At 64.2% G+C, this 19,740-nt stretch carries 17 protein-coding genes; 12 read left to right on the top strand and 5 right to left on the bottom strand.

Annotated elements, in window-relative coordinates; translation table 11 throughout:
• Window positions 1–76: 76 nt before the first annotated feature.
• Window positions 77–688 (bottom strand): glutathione S-transferase family protein, encoded by a 612-nt coding sequence (locus tag HPO_RS18525; RefSeq protein WP_035602371.1) that lies wholly within the window; start codon window positions 686–688, stop codon window positions 77–79.
• A gap of 100 nt (window positions 689–788) precedes the next feature.
• Here HPO_RS18525 and HPO_RS18530 point away from each other — a divergent pair, with 100 nt between their 5' ends.
• The gene (locus HPO_RS18530) at window positions 789–1,565 is read left to right on the top strand and encodes a helix-turn-helix transcriptional regulator (RefSeq protein ID WP_084324447.1); all 777 of its coding nucleotides are present in this window, start codon (window positions 789–791) and stop codon (window positions 1,563–1,565) included.
• Here the strand turns inward: HPO_RS18530 and HPO_RS18535 are convergent.
• Window positions 1,486–3,087 carry an amidase gene (locus HPO_RS18535; RefSeq protein WP_035602374.1) on the bottom strand — a complete coding sequence of 534 codons (1,602 nt, stop codon included), beginning with the start codon at window positions 3,085–3,087 and terminating at the stop codon, window positions 1,486–1,488. The genes HPO_RS18530 and HPO_RS18535 overlap by 80 nt on opposite strands.
• Window positions 3,088–3,195: 108 nt before the next feature.
• A complete protein-coding gene (ettA, locus tag HPO_RS18540) occupies window positions 3,196–4,860 on the bottom strand; it encodes an energy-dependent translational throttle protein EttA (protein WP_035602377.1) in 1,665 nt (554 codons plus the stop codon).
• A gap of 194 nt (window positions 4,861–5,054) precedes the next feature.
• Here ettA and HPO_RS18545 point away from each other — a divergent pair, with 194 nt between their 5' ends.
• The 8 genes from HPO_RS18545 (at window position 5,055) to HPO_RS20075 (ending at window position 14,489) form a co-directional block, all read left to right on the top strand.
• The gene (locus HPO_RS18545; protein ID WP_035602380.1) at window positions 5,055–5,822 is read left to right on the top strand and encodes a hypothetical protein; all 768 of its coding nucleotides are present in this window, start codon (window positions 5,055–5,057) and stop codon (window positions 5,820–5,822) included.
• A gap of 162 nt (window positions 5,823–5,984) precedes the next feature.
• Entirely contained in the window at window positions 5,985–8,249 is a 2,265-nt protein-coding gene (locus tag HPO_RS18550; protein WP_035602406.1) for a S9 family peptidase, read from the top strand.
• The gene (locus HPO_RS18555) at window positions 8,246–8,815 is read left to right on the top strand and encodes an NUDIX hydrolase (protein WP_051612819.1); all 570 of its coding nucleotides are present in this window, start codon (window positions 8,246–8,248) and stop codon (window positions 8,813–8,815) included. Before HPO_RS18550 ends, HPO_RS18555 begins: the two co-directional genes overlap by 4 nt.
• A 5-nt stretch (window positions 8,816–8,820) precedes the next feature.
• Window positions 8,821–9,243, top strand: coding sequence for a DUF1330 domain-containing protein (locus HPO_RS18560; protein WP_035602383.1), 423 nt, complete (start codon window positions 8,821–8,823; stop codon window positions 9,241–9,243).
• An 80-nt stretch (window positions 9,244–9,323) separates the two neighbouring features.
• Window positions 9,324–10,145, top strand: coding sequence for an alpha/beta hydrolase (locus HPO_RS18565; RefSeq protein WP_051612820.1), 822 nt, complete (start codon window positions 9,324–9,326; stop codon window positions 10,143–10,145).
• Window positions 10,146–10,295: 150 nt separating this feature from the next.
• The gene (locus tag HPO_RS18570; RefSeq protein WP_035602386.1) at window positions 10,296–11,291 is read left to right on the top strand and encodes a glutathione S-transferase family protein; all 996 of its coding nucleotides are present in this window, start codon (window positions 10,296–10,298) and stop codon (window positions 11,289–11,291) included.
• Window positions 11,284–12,405 (top strand): cystathionine gamma-lyase, encoded by a 1,122-nt coding sequence (locus HPO_RS18575; RefSeq protein WP_051612821.1) that lies wholly within the window; start codon window positions 11,284–11,286, stop codon window positions 12,403–12,405. The genes HPO_RS18570 and HPO_RS18575 overlap by 8 nt, the downstream gene beginning before the upstream one ends.
• Window positions 12,406–12,470: 65 nt before the next feature.
• Window positions 12,471–14,489, top strand: a complete 2,019-nt coding sequence (locus tag HPO_RS20075) for a carboxylesterase/lipase family protein (RefSeq protein WP_051612822.1) — start codon at window positions 12,471–12,473, stop codon at window positions 14,487–14,489.
• Here the strand turns inward: HPO_RS20075 and HPO_RS18585 are convergent.
• Window positions 14,454–14,921 carry a GAF domain-containing protein gene (locus HPO_RS18585; RefSeq protein WP_035602389.1) on the bottom strand — a complete coding sequence of 156 codons (468 nt, stop codon included), beginning with the start codon at window positions 14,919–14,921 and terminating at the stop codon, window positions 14,454–14,456. The two genes, HPO_RS20075 and HPO_RS18585, sit on opposite strands and share 36 nt — an antisense overlap.
• Before the next feature lie 59 nt (window positions 14,922–14,980).
• Complete coding sequence (locus HPO_RS18590; RefSeq protein ID WP_157532926.1) at window positions 14,981–15,961, bottom strand: aldo/keto reductase; 981 nt, start codon at window positions 15,959–15,961, stop codon at window positions 14,981–14,983.
• Window positions 15,962–16,081: 120 nt separating this feature from the next.
• On the opposite strand from HPO_RS18590, the gene HPO_RS18595 reads away from it, so the two are divergent.
• The 3 genes from HPO_RS18595 to HPO_RS18605 form a co-directional block, all read left to right on the top strand.
• Window positions 16,082–17,641, top strand: coding sequence for a GMC oxidoreductase (locus tag HPO_RS18595; protein WP_035602395.1), 1,560 nt, complete (start codon window positions 16,082–16,084; stop codon window positions 17,639–17,641).
• Between the two features lie 198 nt (window positions 17,642–17,839).
• Entirely contained in the window at window positions 17,840–18,655 is an 816-nt protein-coding gene (locus HPO_RS18600; RefSeq protein WP_051612823.1) for a DUF4129 domain-containing protein, read from the top strand.
• The coding region (locus HPO_RS18605; protein ID WP_035602398.1) for a DUF4350 domain-containing protein at window positions 18,652–19,740 on the top strand (1,089 nt) is incomplete at its 3' end. The genes HPO_RS18600 and HPO_RS18605, both read left to right, overlap by 4 nt.

A 19,740-nucleotide genomic window follows, 5' to 3' on the forward strand; every position in this document is an offset into this window, starting at 1 on the left:
GAAACCTCCAAAAAAACTCCAACGGCGCTCCAAAGACTTCCAGGACCGAAACTTGGACAATTCCGGACAATTCCGGTCAGGCGGCGGCCATGTGCCAGTTTTCAAGTTCGATGACAGTGGCTTGCCAAGGGAGGCTGGCGATGCGGTCTACCCAGTCGCGGATCAGGGGATCGTCCGGCGTGGAATCCTTGAACCACATGAAGGGCGAGGAGATGAGCAGGTCTGCCGCCGTCAGGCGGTCGCCCATCAGCCAGGGGCCCGCTTCCAGCGCCTTGCGGAGGCGATCTGTCACTTCGGCCATGCCGCGATAGGTGGTGTGGAGGACGGGGTGGTCGAGGCCGGCGACGCCGTGGACGATGACAGGCTCCATCACGCCGGCATACCAGAACATCCAGGCGAGGAAGCGGCCGCGCCCGGCATCGCCTTCGGGCACGGTGTATTCGGCGGCGGGGAACAGGTCTGCCAGATAAAGCATGATGGCAGCGCTTTCCCAGATCATCACGCCGTCATGATCGAGCAGCGGCACTTTGCCTTCGGGGTGAGGGTTGAGCGGGTCGCGCCGGCCGGTGCCATCCTGGCGGGGAACCGACACGATGCGGACGGTCACCCGGTCTGCGATGCCCATGGCGTAGATGAGGTCGAGGATGCGGGTCGAGCGGGAATGGGGGGCGTGGTAGAGGGTGAGCATGGGGCGTCCTTTCTGGGGTGGTTGCCGGGGGCGGCATGAGGACACTATGGTGCAGCCCTCCTGACAGTTTCCGTCAGGAGGGTTTCTGTAGATAACTCTCATGGCCCGCACCGACCGCCTCTTCCGCCTGCTGCACCTGATGCGCACCCTGCCCCAGCCCGTGACGGCGGCGCGGCTGGCGCAGGAGACCGAGGTTTCCGAGCGGGCGATCTATCGGGACATTGCCGCCCTGCGCGCGGCGGGCGCGCGGATCGACGGAGAGGCGGGCTATGGCTATGTGCTGGAGGAAGACCCTGCCCTGCCGCCACAGAGCTTTACCCGGATTGAAATCGAAGCGCTGCTGATCGGTCTCGCCGAGGCGCAGAATTCAGGCGACGGGGAAATTGCCGAAGCCGCGCAGAACGCCCTGGCCAAGGTGATCGCCACGCTGCCCGAGCGCCAGCAGCGGGAAGCGGCCCATGCCGTGCATCATGTGTTCCGCTATGACCGGCGGCAAGTGCCCGCGCGCGACCTGGCGCTGATCCGCGCGGCCTGCTGGGAGGAAGACGCGCTGCGCCTTTCCTATCGCGATGAAGCGGGCGCGGAGACCGAGCGGGTCGTCCTTCCCCTGACGATCCTCTATGCGGAGAAGGTGCTGGTGCTGCTGGCCTGGTGCCAGCTGCGGCAGGACTGGCGGAGTTTCCGGATTGACCGGATTGCGGCAGCCGAGCGGACCGGGGAAAGCTTCCGCCCCCGGAGGGTTTCGATGCTGCGGGACTATGTGGCCGGGATGAAAGGCGGGGGCGACCGGTTTAGGGCTACTTCAGCATCGCGGCGGCGATTTCGGGGCGGTCTTCGGCGGTTTCCAGATATTTCGGGTCCGGGCGGAGCTGGGTGACCTGTTCGTAGGCATAGCCATAGGCGAGGATGGCCGCGTCGGTATCCTTGGCGCCCATGAAGGAAACGCCGAGGGGGATGCCATGGACTTCGCCCATGGGCACGGTGAGATGGGGGTAGCCCGCGACGGCGGCGAGGAAGCCTGCCCCGGCCCAGGCGGGCCAGACGTCGCCATTTACCGGATCGACACGGGGCGCGAGCGGGCCGGAGGGCGAGATGATCGCGTCCACGCCATATTCCTTCAGCAGGCGGTCGATTCCCTGCTCGCGCGCAGAAGACTGGATCAGCGCGCGGGCTTCCAGATAGGCTTCTTCCGTCAGCGGACCAAGGGCCTCTGACGCCTCAAACAGATCCTGATTGAAGAGGGCGAGCTCTGTGTCGGCATTGGCGAGGTTGAAAGCGATGACGTCGGTGAGCGTGCGCGTCGTGACCGCAGGCGGGGCGGCGGAGAGATAGGCGTTGAGGCTGTCCTTGAATTCATATTCCAGAACAAGCAGCGAGGCGGCCCAGAACTCGCCCGGCACGCTGCTTTCCTCGATCTCGACAATCTCGGCGCCGAGTTGGCGCATCATGGCGAGCGCGGCCTCAAAGCGGGTGATGATGTCCGGATTGGAGCCAACCGAGGCGCGCAGGACGCCGAGGCGTTTGCCCTGCAGCGCATCGGGCGCGAGGGCGGCGGTGTAGTCGGTGTCGCCTGGGTCCATGGCGGTCATCAGGAGGGCAGCGCCTGTGACGGATTTGGTCATCGGGCCGGCGGTGTCCTGGCTGGACGAGATGGGCACGATGCCCTCCTGCGGAAGGATGCCGACCGTGGGCTTGAAACCGACGAGGCCGTTGACATTGGCCGGGCAGATGATCGAGCCGTTGGTTTCGGTGCCGACGCCGCCAGCCGCGAGGGAGGCAGCGATGGCGGCGCCTGTGCCTGAGCTGGAGCCGCAGGGGGAGCGGTCGAGCATGTGGGGATTGCGGACCTGTCCGCCCACGGAGGACCAGCCGCTGATGGAATTGTTGGAGCGGAAGTTGGCCCATTGGCTGAGATTGGTCTTGCCGAGAATGACGGCGCCTTCGGCGCGCAGGCCCGCAACGAGGGGGCTGTCGCGGCCGGTAATGTTGGTGGCGAGCGCGAGGGAGCCGGCGGTGGTCGGCATGGGATCGAGGGACTCAATATTGTCCTTGAGGAGGATGGGCACGCCGTCGAGGGGGCCGAGGGCCTGCCCTGCCGCGCGGCGCGCGTCGGACGCGGTAGCCTGGGCGAGCGCATCAGGATTGATGGCGAGGATGGACTGGAGGCGCGGGCCGGCGCGGTCGATGGTCTCGATGCGGGCGAGATAGGCCTGCGTGAGGGCGACGGAGGTGGTCTCGCCGCTGGCGAGGGCGGCGGAGAGTTCGGGGAGCGTCTTGGCGAGGAGGCCAGGGGCTTCGTAGCCGGGGGCAACGGGAGCATCCGCGACGGGCGCTGGCGCAGGCGTGGCGCAGGCGGCGAGCAGCAGCGCGCCGAGCGCGGCCGTGATGGTGTGGTTCATGGGTGCCCTCCCCCCGTCCCTGATGAGGAACGGGAGAGTAGCGGGGGCTGGTCCCGGGTCAATCGGCTGCTGTCCAGCCTTTGCCCGGGATGATAATTTTTGACGGCGTTAGCGCGAGAATTTCTTGAACTTCAGGCGCTTGGGGTTGACGGCGTCTTCGCCGAGGCGGCGTTTCTTGTCTTCGAGGTAGGAGGAGAAATCGCCCTCGAACCATTCGACATGGCTGTCGCCCTCGAAGGCGAGGATGTGGGTGGCCATACGATCCAGGAACCAGCGATCGTGCGAGATGATGACAGCGCAACCGGGGAAGTTGTCGAGGCCCTCTTCGAGCGCCTGCAGGGTTTCCACGTCGAGGTCGTTGGTCGGTTCGTCGAGGAGGAGCAGGTTGTGGCTGCCGCGGAGCATCTTGGCGAGGTGGACGCGGTTGCGCTCACCACCCGAGAGGATGCCGACTTTCTTCTGCTGGTCGGTGCCCTTGAAGTTGAAGGCGCCGACATAGGCGCGCGACATGACGGAGACGCCGCCAAGGTCGATCAGGTCCGTGCCGCCGGAGATTTCTTCCCAGACGTTCTTGTTCGGGTCGAGCTTGTCGCGGCTCTGGTCGACATAGCCGATCTTGACCGTTTCGCCGACGCGCATGGCGCCGGAGTCTGGCTTTTCCTGGCCGAGGATCATCTTGAACAGCGTGGACTTACCCGCGCCGTTCGGTCCGATGACGCCGACGATACCGCCGGGGGGTAGTTTGAAGTTGAGGTTCTCGATCAGCACATTGTCGCCGAATGCCTTGCTGAGGCCTTCAGCCTCCAGCACGACGCCGCCGAGACGCGGGCCGGGGGGAATGCGGATCTGCGCGGTCATCACCTTCTCGCGCTCTGCCTCCGACGCCATCTTCTCATAGGCCGTGATACGGGCCTTGGACTTGGCCTGGCGAGCCTTCTGGCCGGAGCGGACCCATTCGAGTTCCTTGGCGAGGGTGCGCTTGCGGCCGACATCGTCGCGCGCTTCCTGCTCCATCCGCTTGGCTTTCTGTTCGACCCAGGAGGAGTAGTTCCCCTGGAAAGGCACGCCGCGGCCACGGTCGAGTTCGAGAATCCAGCTGGTTATGTCGTCGAGGAAGTAACGGTCGTGGGTGACGAGGATGACGCAGCCGGGGAAGTTGATGAGGTAGTTCTGCAGCCAGGCGACGGTTTCCGCATCGAGGTGGTTGGTCGGTTCGTCCATCAGGATCATGTCGGGCTTCGACAGAAGCAGCTGGCAGATTGCCACGCGGCGGACTTCACCGCCTGAGAGCTTGGAGACGTCCGCGTCGTTGTCCGGGCAACGCAGGGCGTTCATCGCCATTTCAATCTTGGAGTCGATATCCCACGCATCGGCCGCGTCGATCTGCTCCTGCAGCTTGGTCATCTCTTCCATGAGCTCGTCGGAATAGTCCTCGCCGAGCTTGGCGGAGATGTCGTTGAACTTGTCGAGCATCTGCTTTTCCGGGCAGGCGGCAGCGACGTTTTCGAAAGCGGTGAGCGCCGGATCAAGCTTCGGTTCCTGCGGGAGGTAGCCGACCTTGATGCCTTCAGCGGCCCAGGCCTCGCCGGAATAGTCCTTGTCCACCCCGGCCATGATGCGCAGCAGGGTCGATTTACCCGAGCCGTTGACGCCGACCACACCGATCTTGGCATCCGGCAGGAAGTTCAGGTGGATGTTTTCAAACACCTTCTTGCCGCCGGGATAGGCCTTGGTGAGGCCTTGCATGTGGTAAACGATCTGGGGACCGGCCATGGGCTATGGTTCCTTTGCGAAGCTGGAAACGGTTGTCTGGGCGCGATGTGGCCTGCTGCGCGAAGAATATCAAGCGATACGCAGCGTTCGCTGACAGATGCCGTGTGACCGGGCCAGGTTTTCCCCTTGTGCTGGCCCGGGCGGCGCGGCATCAGCCTTCAGTAGAGGGGATTTTCCCCCGCGCAGGCCCGATCATGAGCGATAAGCCCCCTTCCCCCGCTGACCAGAAGCCTGCCAGCTATGGCGATGATGACATGACGCGGGCGTCAGGCTGGGACGCGCTGCTGGATGATCTGTTCGGGCTGAATGTGCGGGCGCTCAAGACAGTGGCGGCGGCGCTGTTTTCGCCTGCCAGGCTGTTTGAAGCGGCGCGGGATGTGGACTGGCTGGGCCGGTATACCCCGTCGATCCGGCTGGTGTTCACGCTGATTGCGGCGGTCGTGTTCCTCAAATTCCTGTGGGTCAACGATACGTCTGGCCTGTTTGCCTATACCCAGGCGACCATGGAGGCGATGGGAACCGAGTTTCCCGGCCGCACCCCGGAAGAAGCCGCCAGGGACTATCTCGCCGCGCTGCTGGTAACTTATCCTTTCAGCTATTTCGGGGTGCATGCGGTGTTTGCCCTGATGCTGAACATCTGGGGCAAGGGCACGCCCCTGGCGGTGCGGATACGGCTGTATTTTGCGGGGTTGTTGCCGGTGCTTCTGGCCGGCGTATTGATGACGCTGGTGTATGCCGGGCTGAGCGCCGAAGCCCTGGAACAGACAATGGTGATCGGTTTCGGCCTGATGCTCGGGCTGTATTTCCTCACGCTCTATCGGGGACTGGGGCCCGTCCACCGGGGCGCAGGGCGAGCGGGGCGCAGCGCGCTGGGGGCTGTGGTCATGATGGGGGGCGACCTTGTGGTGAGCGCCGTCTCTTCGCTGTGGGCCGTCACCCTGCTGTTCGCCGGGGCGAGCTGATCCTGCCAGCGCAGAGAGGATGACAGCGGCGGAATCGCCGCTAGTCTCCCCGCCATGGCGATCCGTTCTCTTTTCACCGCGGCGATGGCCGCCCTCACGCTTGCCGGCTGCGCTGCCGGACAGGCCGCGCATGCCCGCACCCCGCAGCAGGATACCCCTCGAATGACCGACGCCCCCCGGCTGACGCCGGAACGCCTTTATGCCTCCCCTTCCCTTTCCGGCAGCACGCCGCGCGCCGTGCGCTTTTCACCCGATGGCAAGCGCGTCACCTTCCTGAAGCCACGGGCCGAGGAAAGCGCGCGGTATGATCTGTGGCAGTTTGATGTGGCAACCGGGGCACAGAGCCTGCTGGTGGATTCCACCGCCGTGGACCCGGCAGACGCCGAACTCTCCGAAGAGGAAAAGGCCCTGCGCGAGCGCAAGCGTATCGCCAGTGTGCGCGGGATCGCCGATTATGCCTGGGGCACGGCGGACACGATCATCGTGCCGGCGGGCGGAGATATTCATCTGGTGACACTAAAGGCCAGCGGGCCTGAAACACGCCGCCTGACGCAGACGAACGCGTTTGAATATGACGCCAAGGTTTCGCCGCGCGGCACGCATGTGAGCTTCATCCGTGACGGGGCGCTCTATGCCATCGACCTGGCGAGCGGAACCGAGACGCGCATCTCTCCGGAGGCGCAACCAGGCAAGGCCATCAGCTATGGCGTGGCCGAGTTTGTCGCGCAGGAGGAGATGAGCCGGTATACCGGTTACTGGTGGAGCGCGGACGAACGCTACATTGCCTTTACCGAGGTGGACGAAAGCGGCGTGGACATCATTCCGCGCTTTGACATTGCTGCCGACAAGGTGACCGTGATCGAGCAGCGCTATCCGCGCGCCGGACGGCCGAATGCGAAGGTGGCGCTGCATGTGTTTGACCGCAATGACAACTCAACACGGCGGATCGCGTCTATGGGGCCCGATGACTATCTGGCCCGCGTGAACTGGGCCCATGGCAGCCTCTGGTTCCAGACGGTGAACCGCGCGCAGACGGAAATCCGGTTCAACCGCACTGATGGCCTGCCCTGGCGGATATGGTCTCCGTTTACGGAGGAACAGGAGCGGTGGGTGAACCTGTCCGATGATTTCCTGGCCCTGCCGGAGGGCGGGCTGCTGGTGACACATGAGCTGGACGGGTTCCGGCACATCTATTGGCGCGATCCGTCTTCGGGCGAGAAGCGGCAGATCACTTTTGGCGACTGGGTGGTAGACAAGATTGCCGGCTTTGATGCGGAGACGGAGACGGTATATTTCACAGGCTATCGAGACACACCGCTGGAGCGGCATCTCTATGCCGTGCCACTGGGCCGGAGCGATGCCGAGATTGCGACATTGGGCGCTGAGCGGGTGCCGGAGACCAACTGCCTCAACACGACCCCCGAGTCAGCGCGTGTGTCGAAGGTTTGCCCGGAGGTGCGCCGGATTACGCCGGAAGGCGGCAGCTGGAGCGTCAATATGGGCGCGGGCGCCAAGAGCTATATCGGCACATTCTCTTCACCGGCGCAGCCGCCGCAGACGGCGCTCTACAAGGCAGACGGCACGCGCGTGGCATGGATCAATGAGAATACGCTGAATGGGTCCCATCCGTATACGCCTTATCTGGAGGCCCACACCGTTCCTGAGTTTGGCACGCTGACGGCGGAAGACGGGCAGACGCTTTACTATTCGCTCCAGAAGCCGCCGGGGTTTGATCCGGCCAAGAAATATCCGGTGATTGTGGAAGTGTATGGCGGGCCGCATGTGCAGAGGGTTTCCAATGACTGGCGGCCGCTGAGCGATCAGTTCCTGACACATGAAGGCTATATCGTGTTCCGGCTGGACAATCGCGGCACCTGGAACCGGGGTAAACGGTTTGAAGATGTGATCCATCTGAAGACTGGCGGGCCGGAAGTGCGCGACCAGCTGGCGGGCGTCGCGTGGCTGAAGGCGCAGCCCTTTGTGGACGGGGACCGCATTGCCATTCAGGGCTGGAGCTATGGCGGCTACATGACGCTGATGACCTATGGCCAGGCGCCGGAGGGCACGTTTGCCGCCGCGATTGCCGGGGCGCCGGTGACCGACTGGACGCTCTATGATACGTTTTATACGGAGCGTTATATGAGCACGCCGCAGCTCAACCCCGAGGGCTATCACGCCTCCAGCGTGTTTGCGCATGTGGATGGTCTCACGGGGCCGCTGCTGCTGATCCACGGCATGGCGGACGATAATGTGACCTTTGACAACACCACGCGCCTGATGGCGGAGTTGCAGCAGCGCGGGCAGATGTTCGAGCTGATGACCTATCCCGGCCAGCGGCATGGCATTCAGGGCGAGGCGCTGCAGCTTCACCTGATGCGCACACGCCTGGATTTCCTGAAGCGCCATCTCGGGCAGCCGCAGCAATGACCATCAAACCCTGGAAGGTGCTGTCCTCCCGCCAGATCATGAAAGATCGTTTCATGGGGCTGCGCGCCGACCGGTGCGAGCGGGAGGATGGGCATATCGTTGAGGCTTATAACGTCATTGAGCTGACAGAATGGGTGACGGTGATTCCGGTAACGGACGCTGGCAATATCGTGCTGGTGCGCGAGTATCGCCATGCGTCCCGGGTGATCCTCACGGGGTTGCCGGGTGGAGTCTCAGACGCGGGGGAGACAGACTGGGCCGCAGTCGGCGCGCGGGAGCTGCGTGAAGAGACAGGCTATGTTCCGCGCGAGATGGTCTGGGTGGGCACCTGCCACCCCAACCCGGCGACGCAGAACAACAAGCTGCACTATTATCTGGCCTTGGGCTGCACACCGGATGCACAGCAGGACCTTGATCCCAATGAAGACATTGAAGTTCTGGAAATGCCGTATTCGGAGTTTCTCGATTATGGGCATCTGGAGGTTCAGCACGCCCTGCACGCGGCAGGCCTGTTTTATGCCGAGCGGCATTTTCTGAAACACCCTGAGCTGCGCCCGAAGGAGTAACGCCCATGCCCGCCTTTCAGCCAACTGCCGATCAGTTCCGCGCCTTTCGCGATGACCCATATGACGGGCCGGTGGCGCAGGTGAACATTCTGAAGTTCAAGGTGAAGGCCGAGTATCGGCCCGAAGATCCCGAATATGGCGAGGCGATCAGCGGGCGGGACGCTTACATGCGCTATTCAGAAGCCTTCACGGTGGCGGCCGCCGAAGTGGGCGGGACGACGCTTCTGCTGGGGGATACGGAGCGGTTTTTCATTGGCAATGGGGATTGGGATGCGGTGCTGGTGAACCATTTCCCCAACCGCCAGGCGTTTATCGCGACGCTGAACCACAAGGACTACAAGGACATGGCGCGCCACCGCGAGGCGGGGCTGCTCTGTCAGGAACTGATCGTGACGCGGCCGACATGGGTGGGCGGTAAGAAGGTGTGACGGCCTGCGGGTCAAGCGGGTTGCTGGGCTGGAATTTCAAATGATATATCTTTTGAAACCCTCTCGCCGGAGTACGCCTCATGACCCTTTCTGCGCTCGGCCCCAAAGTGAACCGGCAGTTTGTCGACGGCGCCTTCGGGCAGATCCATGTGCGCACGGCGACGCCTGAAGCGCAGATGACGCGCCCGCTGGCCTGTCTGCATATGAGCCCCAAATCTGGCCGGATCTATGCCCGTTTCATGCAGGCGATGGCCGCAGACCGGATGGTGATTGCGCATGACTATCCCGGCTTTGGCGAATCCGATGCGCCGCCCGCCGAGCCGCATGTGAGCATTGAGGATTATGCCCGCAGCCTTTGGGATGTGGTGGACGAGCTGGGCCTGCAGGAAATTGACCTGATGGGCTATCACACCGGGTCGGAAGTAGCGGTGGAGGCCGCGCGGCAGCGGCCAGAGGCGGTGGGGGCGATCGTGCTGATCGGAGCGCCGATCTTCACGGCGGCAGAACTGGACGAGATGCACGCGACGTACAGCCATGTGGACCTGGATGAAGACGGCACGCGCTTTTCCCGGATGTGGAAAAGCGTGGTGGCCCATCGCGGGCCGGGCATGACGCTGGAGATGATGGCGGAGTCCTTTGCCGAGAATTTGCGCGCCGGGGAGAAATATGAGTGGGGCCACCGGGCGGCGTTTGAGTATGCACGCCGGTTTCCGGAGGTGCTGGCGAGCCTCCCGCACCGGGTTACGGTGTTCAATCCGGAGGATGATCTGCGGACACAGACGCTGCGCGCGCCGGAGTATCTGAAGAATGGCGTGGTGCTGGATCATCCCGAATGGGGGCATGGCTTTCTCGACGCGCATACGGGTGAGGCCGTGCGCGCAGTGAAAGCGGCGCTGGGCTGATACCTTCTCGGCGGACAGAGGATTTGTGCGTCCGCAGCCCCCGTGACAGACTCCCCCGAGTGTGATGAATATTCCGGCACATTGAGTGACAATATCTTGCCGGAGCAAGATCGTAAGGCGATCCGGTAGGAACTGTCTGGGAGGAAAAAAATGAACGGATATGAAGTCTATGGTGCGTTGGGGTCTCCCTACTCGCTGAAGGTGCGGGCGGCGATGCGGGCGAAGGGGTTGCCGCATAGCTGGACGGGGATGACGGGTGAGGAGCGCGGGGTGATCATGCCGAATGTGAAGGCGCAGGTGATCCCCGTGATCCGGAAGCCGGACGGCAGCTGGACGAATGATTCCACGCCTTTTCTTCTTTCCATTGAGGGCGAAGGGCGCAGCCTTGTGCCGGACGACCCGGCGCTGCGCTTTGTGTGCCTGCTGCTGGAGGACATGGCCGACGAATGGTTCATGAAGGCAATGTTCCATTATCGCTGGTTTTACGCCGCCGATCAGGAATGGTGCGCCAACTGGCTGATGTATGACTCAATGCCGGGTGCGGGCCGGGAGACGGTGGAGAAGAATGCGGCAGTGATCCGTGCCCGGCAGATTTCACGGATGGCGCTGGTGGGCTGCACGCCGGAGACGGCGCCGATCATCGAGGCGAGCTGGAAGCGCAGCTGCGCGGCGCTGCAGGAGATGGCGCTGGGGCCGGGGCGGTTCCTGTTCGGGGACCGGATTTCGCTGGCGGACCTGGCGTTTTATGGCCAACTTAAAGTGATGAGCTATGACCCGACGCCGATGGCGTGGATGCGGGAGGCGGCGCCCTACCTTTATCGCTGGCTGGACCATGCCGATGATGCGAGCGGGATTGGCGGCGAGTGGGGCAGCGCGGAGGCGGCGCTGGCGAGCCCAGCGATCACCCAACTGCTGGCGCAGGCGGGTGATACTTACCTGCCCTTCCTGCTGGCGAATGCCAAAGCCATTGAGGCGGGCGCCGAAACCTTCTCGTTGACGATTGAAGGGGGCCGGTATGAGCAGGGCGTGTTCAAATATCAGGTGAAGTGTCTTGCGAGCCTGCGCGAGGAGTGGCACCGGCTGGACGCGGACACCCGCGCCGGGCTGGCGCGGCTTATCGGACCTGGAGCTGACTTACTTGGCTGACAACCTCTCCCCCATTTCGCGCTTGCTGCACCGGCGGGGCGAAAGCCTGCAGAAGGGCGATCCTGTCGCCCTGCCCATCGTGGCCTCCACCACCTTCCACCTGCCGGGCGATCCGCAGGCGAGCCATGTGTATGGCCGCTATGGCAACCCGACGGTGGAGGAAGTGGAGGCCGAGATCGGCCTGCTGGAAGGGGCCGAGGCGGTGCTCTTTCCCTCCGGCATGGCGGCGATTGCGGCGCTGTTCTACGCACATCTGAAGCCGGGTGACCGGGTGCTGGTGCATGCGGATGGCTATTACAACGCGCGTGCCTTGCTGGAGGCGTATTTTGCGCCGCTGGGGATCGACATTGCGACCTGCCCCACCGCAGAGATGGCCGAGGCGAACCTGACCGGGGTGAAACTGGTGCTGGCGGAGACGCCGTCCAATCCGGGGCTGGAGGTGTGTGACCTCGCCAAGCTGGCGCGCAATGCGAAGGATGCCGGGGCGCTGCTGGCGGTGGACAACACCACGGCGACGCCGCTGTGCCAGCGGCCGCTGAACCTGGGCGCGGACTTCACGATCATGGCCGATACCAAGGCAATGGCCGGGCATTCGGACATTCTGGCCGGGCATGTGGCCAGCCGCGATCCGGCGCTGATGCAGCCGGTGAAGACGTGGCGGCGCCTGGGCGGGGCGATCTGCAGCCCATTTGATGCCTACCTTCTGCACCGGGGCCTTGCGACGCTGGAGCTGCGCGTGGCGCGGGCAAATGCCAATGCACTGGCTGTGGCGAATGCGCTTTCCGGGATGGAGGGCGTGACGGGCCTGCGCTATCCGGGGCTGGCGACGGACCCGGCCCATGGCGTGGCGCGCAAGCAGATGAGCGGATACGGACCGATTGTCAGCTTCTGCCTGCCGAGCCGGGAGCTGGCCGAACGCTTCATTGAAACCCATCCGCTGCTGACGCCGGCGACGAGCTTTGGCGGGGTGCATTCTGCCGCCGAATGCCGGGCGCGCTGGGGCGACAAGGTGCCGGGCGGGTTTATCCGCATGGCCTGCGGCATTGAGCCTGTTGCAGACCTTACAGGCGCGACGATCCGGACGCTGAGCGCGCTGGGCCTGCGCAGCGCTTAGGGTTAGCCACACCAGCCTCATGTGGCTATGATGCCGATGGATTCGACGATTGCGGGGGACCGGCGATGCGCCGTTTCAGTATAGTTCTGCTTTTCATCCTGATCGCAGGGGCGGCCTATGGCTGGTATGCCCTGCGCAAGCCGCCCAAGCCGATGGAAATGTCGGAGCCGGTGCGCATCCATCAGGGCGTCGTGATCGGCGGGGTGGACCGGGCCAACCCGGATGTGATCGTCTTCAACGGCATTCCCTACGCCACTGCCAAACGCTGGACGCCGCCCGCCGCGCCGCCGCAATGGGGCGCAATTTCCCGCGACACGCGCGAGTATGGCCCAGAATGCCTGCAGAGCCGGGGACGTTCGGCTGGCTTTATCGATCGGATCCTGGAGGGCGTGGGCCTCTCCGGTTTCGAGCGGATGATGGCACGTGGAGTGATGGCGCTGCAGAAGCCGCCCGCGGAATCGGAAGATTGCCTGTCGCTGAATATCCGCACGGCCAATCTGGGCGGCCGCGAGCTGCAGCCGGTAATGGTGTGGATCCATGGCGGCTCGCACCAGTTCGGATCGGGATCGCAGGGGATCTATCAGGCCAACGGGCTGGTGGAGAATGGTGTGGTGCTGGTCACCATCAATTACCGGCTCGGCGCGTTCGGCTATCTCGCCCACCCCGCACTGACGGAAGAGGCGGGCACGTCCGGCAATTACGGCCTGATGGATCAGGTGTCGGCGCTGAGCTGGGTACGCGAGAATATCGCAGTTTTCGGGGGTGACCCGAACAATGTGACCGTGTTCGGCGAAAGCGCAGGCGCGCAATCCATCACCGAACTGATGGCGAGCCCCCTGTCGGAGGGGCTGTTCCACAAGGCGATCCTGCAAAGCGGCGCGAGCACGTATAACGCGCTGCACCTGAAGCGCTCAGCCATCCCCGGCGTGAAGAGCGCCGAAGAAGCCGGCATCGAATTCCTGTCCACACTTGTTCCGCATACGGCGCGTGCAGGCGACCTGCGCAATATTCCGGCTGGCGCGATCATTGCCCGCAGCGACGTGCGTCAGGATCTGACGCCGTATTTCCTGCCCGTTGTTGACGGCAAGGTTCTGCCGCGCCCCATCGGCGCGGCGTTCCGCGACGGGCAGACGCCACAGGTGCCGATGATGGCGGGTTTCAACGCGGATGAGGGCACGTTGTTCTACAGCGAGATCGAGTCGCCGACCGTGCTGCGCTCGCGGATCACGGGCACGCTGGAGGAGCGGGAGGACGCGCTGGCCTCCGTGTTCGGACTGAACCCCGCCAAGGCGTTGCAGGCCCTTTATGGCATGAACACGCTGGAGAGCTGGGACAAGGGCGCGACCGACATGCTGGGCGACGACCTGTTTGGCGTTCACATGCGCTATGTGGGGCGCCGCAATGCCCAGACGGGGCAGCCGACCTATCTCTACCATTTCACCCGTGTGCCGCCTTCGCCGCGCCAGACCATCGGCGCCTTCCATGCGGCGGAGATTTCGTTCGTATTCGACAGCCACCTGCCTGGCCTGAAAGTGACCGAGGGTGACCGGGCACTGACCGAAGCGATGATGACTTATTGGACGAACTTCGCGCGCACCGGCGATCCCAACGGCCCCGGCGTGCCCGAATGGCCAGCCTATTCGGTGGACCGGGATGTGTGGCTGGACCTCAACCATTCCATCCGCGTGATTGAAGGGCTGCGCGCGCGGCGGCTCGATATTCTGGAAGAGAATTTGCTGAAACGGATCGAGCAGATGGCCGGGCCGCCGCTGACGCCGACCGTGCCCGAACCGGTGGACGCAGCTGTGCCGCCGGCCAATATCGAGGCATTGGAAGAGGCAGAGCCTGCCGCCTTCGAGAGAGCGCCGGTTATCCGCGAAACGCCGGTGCCCCGGCCCGCGATGGCGGCGCCGCCGCGAGTCGAAACGCGCCCCACCCCTCAGCCTGCGGAGGAGTTGCCGGCGCCTGTGCTGCGGCCGCTGAACCCGCCGGTCGAGACGCCTGCGCAAGATCCCGGGCAAGCGTCCGAACCTGGCTCCCAGCCTGTCTCAGGCGGTGAGCAGGCTCCGGCAAATGGCAACTAGGCCAGCCTGATCGATTTCGTCGAAGGCGTCATACTCGGTCGAGTCGACATCCAGCACGGCAGCGAGGCTGCCATCGGCGTGGAAGATCGGAACGACGATTTCCGAGTTCGAGGCAGAATCGCAGGCGATGTGGCCGGGAAACTCGTGAACATCCGGCACGATGATGGGCTCTTTGGTGGACGCCACATGGCCGCAAACGCCCTTGCCGAAGGGAATGCGCAAGCAGCCGAGCGTGCCCTGATAGGGGCCGACGACGAGTTCCTGCGGCTTCAGAGGATCTACCAGGTAGAAGCCGGTCCAGAAGAAGCGCGGCTTGAAGGCCTGGGTGAGCAGGCAGGCGGCCGACGCATAGCGGGCGGTATCGGATGTTTCCCCAGCCACGACGCTGTCGATTTCTTCCTTGAGCTGGCGGTAGACCTCAGCCTTGTCCATGGTCGGCACCCTTTGTCCGTTTGAGCGCTCTAGATATGCGCTGGCCGGCGCTTGTCCATTCATTCTGCTGCGATCAGCGCGGCGATGGCCGCTGCCTGATCCGGCGTGGTGATGAGGGTGGCCGCGTCGAGATTGGGACGCAGACGCTCAGGACGGGTTGTGGAGAACAGGACCAGGCCCGTTGGATTCTGCCAAACCGCATAGGCAAGGAAACCCTGCGCCACATTGGCTGTGGTCGCCTCCATTCCGAGCGCGCCGGACCAGTGGTCTTTCAGCTGCGCGTCCTGGCTCAGCCGGAACAAGGTTTCCTGAAAACGGGTGCCAAGGCAGGAATGGGTGATCGTCAGGGAGGGCGAACAGGCGAAGGCCGGGTGAAGCGCCGCATCGAACTGAGCGACATCGCCATAGGGCGAGCCACTGGCGGCGATGGCGAGCATGGCGTCTGGCGCAGGGGCCACCCCCCAGGCGCGGGCCTTTCCCTGCCGCACAGTCTGTTCGGCAAAATCCAGAACCTCAGCGCGGCGCACATCTTCCAGCGTGCATTCGTGCAGCAGCAGCAGATCGACATGATCGGTGCGCAGTTCCCGCAGGCTGGTCTCAAGGCTGACCTGCATCCGGGCAGGATCAAACACGCCAAATTCCGGCCATCGAATGGCGGGTGGCGGAACAACGCCGCGCAGCGGCGGCAACCGCCGCAGGGTGGCGGCCAGCTTGCCTTTCAGGCGGATGGCAAGGTCACGCGCGGGCGGAAGGATACCCACCTTGGTAGCAAGGATGACCTCGCCGCGGATTTGCGCGAAAGCTTCGCCCAGCAGCCCTTCGCAGCGCCCTTCGCCATAGAGGCGCGCGGTGTCGAAATAGGTGATGCCCTGCTCATGCGCCTGACGGAGGAGGCGAACGGCAGAGGCGGGATCGTCAATCTGGTGCAGGAGGCCGGTTCCAAAGCCCAGAGGGCCGGAGCGGCGAGACAGCAGCCGCTCAACAGCGCCAACAGGAGCTGGCGAGGGCTTATCGGAGGGTGGCGGGTGGTTAATGTTCATATCGATCAATCAATTTTTCAGTGGAAGGCAGGCGGCCTGCTTTCTCTCTTGCCCCTAACATGCATGAATCGTGCAAAGCTGTAATCTCCGCCGGGACGGAGTAATCAGAGTGGGACACTCATGACGGCTAAGTATGACGCAATCGTGGTGGGCGCAGGCGCCGCCGGAGGGCTTGCGGCTGCGCTGCTTTGCGAGCGGGGCCTGTCCGTGCTGTTGCTGGACGCTGGTAGCAAATACCCGTTCTGGAAAAAACCGCTCAGCAAGAGCGTGGCCGCCACCATCGGCAGCGTTTCTGACCCGAGGCTGGCCAGGGTTCTGCCGCCACGCGCGATCAATGCCGCCATGAAGGTGTTGCGGGGCGTCGGCCGCGTGCGCCAGCCGGTTCAGACCGAATGTTTCGCCTGGGTGCAGAAGCCGGATGGATTTGTGGACGACAAGGACCACCCTTACGAGACGCCGCCGGACAAGCCGTTCAACTGGATCAGGTCTCACGGCGTGGGCGGGCGCATGGTCGTGCCGGGGCACGGCCGCCAGTATTATCGCTTCGGCGAAACCGATCTGGGCCCAAAAACGGACAGCCCGAGCCCCTGGCCATTCGGGATCGGCGAGTTGGAGCCATGGTATCAGCAGGTGGAGCGCCGCCTGCACCTGACCGGCGCGCAGGAAGGCATCGGCTACATTCCCGACAGCGTGATTACGCAGGCGATTGCCCCCAGCGCGTCTGAAAACGTGCTGTTTGAAAGTATCCGCTCTGCCTGGCCGGAGGCGCCGGCCATGTTGAGCCGGTATGCCCCGCCTGTGAATTTCGCCCGGATCGCCGAGGAAACGGGCCATCTGACGCTGCGCGCCCATGCACTGGCGCAGCGCGTGCTGGCGGGGCCGGATGGGCGCGTCAGCGGTGTGGAATGGCTGGACCCGCTGACGGGCCAGCGGGAAACTGCCGAGGCGCCGCTTGTGTTTCTCTGCGCCTCCTCGCTGGAGTCGACGCGCATCCTGCTGAACTCCAGCACGCCGGAGGGGTCGCTGTCTGATCAGCTGCCGGCGCTGGGCGGGTATCTGACCGACCATGTGATGGTGAAGGCTGAAGGCGTGAGCCCTGCGCTGCCGATGAGTCCCGAGGTGGAGGCAGGACGCTGCGTGTATCTTCCCCGGTTCGATCTGAGGGCTGGCGGTAATCCGCGCGACCGGGGATATGGCGTCCAGCTATATGCCACCGTGAATGTCACAGGCTCCTGGACCACCGCCGTGGCCTTCGGCGAAAGCGCGCCGGCCCCGCAGAACCGCGTGTCGCTGTCGAAGGTGAAAACCGACAAATGGGGCGCGCCCTTGCTGCGCATCGAGATGCAGTGGGGCGAGCGGGAACGCGCGCTGGCCGCGTCGATGTCCACCGCGCTCACCGAATTGTTCGACACGATTGGCGCCAAGGTGCTGGTGCGGCCGGACCGGGCCGCCCCACCGGGCACGTCTGTGCACGAGTGTGGCGGCGCGCGGCTGGGCAGCGATACGCAGACTTCCGTTCTGACACCGCACAATGAATGCTGGGCGATGCCGGGGCTGTATGTCACCGATGGTGCCGCCCTGCCCTCGCAGGGCATCCAGAACCCGACCCTCACCATTATGGCGCTGACAGCGCGCGCCTGCGCGCATGCCACCGGCGCGGCGGCTGTGCCTGCCCCCTGATCCGGGGATAGCGGGCAGCCGCCGGAGCCGGATAAGGCGGAATGACCTCAAACCGCCGCCGCAGCGCCCAGAATTGGCCTGTCCGGCGCATTACGCCGCTAACATCAGCCGGGACGGAAACAGACATTGAAGCGGCCGGAAAGCTCTGAAATAGTTGCCGAAAGGACATTCCTGGGATGTCGGCAGGAGGGTGGTTGAGTGGTGTCACTCGTCAGGTCCAGCGCGCTCGCTCTGGCCGCAAGTGTCTTCCTCTTTGTGGGAGCGCCGGCGCTTGCTCAGAACCGCCCCCCCAGCGCTGCGCCGCCAACTGAATACAGCGACGAGGCCGATCCGGAATATTACGATGATTACGGATATGAGACCGACTATAACGGCAGCAGCGTCGGCACCGATGTCAGCGCCGTGGAGAGAGCGCATAGGGCCTATCTGCGGGACGGCGACCTGCAGCTTGCCCGCCCGGAACAGGCCGATATCGAGATAGAACCGCGCGAGCCCCCGGGCTGGATACGGGCCATCGGCGAATTTCTCGAGGCCCTTGGGCCGCTGTTCAAACTGATCTTCTGGATTGCCGCTGGCGCTGTCATTCTGGGGCTTCTCTATTTCCTGTTTGGCGAAGCGATCCGGATGTGGCTCGGCTTCACGCGGAAGGAAAAGGTCAAAGCGGTTGACGATGTGCTGACCGACATCCGGCCTGATGCCGATCGCGCGCGCTCCCTGCTGGAGGAGGCCGACGCGCTGGCCCGCGACGGGCGGTTTGCCGAAGCGGTTCACCTGCTGCTGTTCCGGTCGATCGAGGATGTGCAGGAGCGGCTGGAGGGCGGCGTGCCGACATCGCTGACGGCGCGGGAAATTGCCGGACTTGGCAGCCTGCCCGACCGGGCGCGCCGGGCGCTGAGGCCGATCATCCAGATTGTGGAGAACAGCTTTTTCGGCGGGCGCGACGTGGATGCCGAAGGCTGGCAGAGCGCGCGGCGCAGCTATGAGGACTTTGCCTTCGGCGAGGGCTGGGCATGAGCAGGCAGAGCGAGTCTCCCTTCTCGGCCCGCGTGGTGGCGATCCTTATGGCGATTGCCGTATTTTCTTTCGGCGGAGTCATGGTGATGGCGGGCTGGGCGCCGGAGCTGCGCGACCGGAACCAGGCAGGCGACCATCCTTATTCGACCTCTGCGCTGGGCTATAACGGTTTCGTGCGCCTGATGGAGGCGCAGGGCTATCCGGTCAGCGTCTCCCGCCTGGAACGCAATCTGGAAACACGCGACTGGGGGCTGATGATCGTCACCCTGCCCGCCTACGGCAAGTTCGACGTGATCGAAGAGACGGGCTTTCAGTTGCCGGCACTGGTCGTGCTGCCCAAATGGTATGGCCGGGCGGACCCGCTGAACCCGGCCCGCCAGGCGGACACTCGCTTCATTGATGCCCGCGACCTGAACGACCGCCTACGGACCATTTACCCGGACGCCGAGATCCTGCGCATTGCCCCTTCTGTTGAAGTTCGGGGCACATTCGAACCGGGCGCTGTTAAACCGGATGTGCGGCTGCAGCTAATCCGGTCGGCGGCGCTGGAAACCGTGGTGGGCACCGCGCAGGGCGCGCTGGTGGCGTATGATCCGGGACGGGGCCTTTATATTCTCAGCGATCCGGACATGATCAGCACATTCGGCCTTGCCCGCGTGGAGAACGCTGTCTTTGCCACGCGGCTGGTGAACCATCTGCGCTCCTCCCAAAACGAGCCGATCCTGATGGACGCAACGCTTCACGGATTTGCCCGATCAGAAAACCTGCTGAAGATGCTGTTCAGCGTGCCCTATATCGGTGCGACGCTGGTGGCGCTGGCGAGCGCGCTGTTGCTTGGCTGGGCGGCGGTTGTGCGCTTTGGTCCGCCCGCACGTGAGGCGCGCGCCATTGCGCTGGGCAAGCAGGCGCTGGCAGACAATACGGCTGGCCTGGTAACCATGGCGCGGCGGGAAATGAAGATGGCACCGGGCTATGCCAGCCTTATCCGTCGACGCCTGGCGCTTGCCCTCGGCCTGCCGCGATCCCTTCCGGAAGCTCAGCTGACGGAAATGTTCGACAGGCTGGGACCCGCCGACAGCGGCGGG

It is taken from the genome of Hyphomonas polymorpha PS728 (assembly GCF_000685315.1).
Classification (GTDB): Bacteria; Pseudomonadota; Alphaproteobacteria; order Caulobacterales; family Hyphomonadaceae; genus Hyphomonas; species Hyphomonas polymorpha.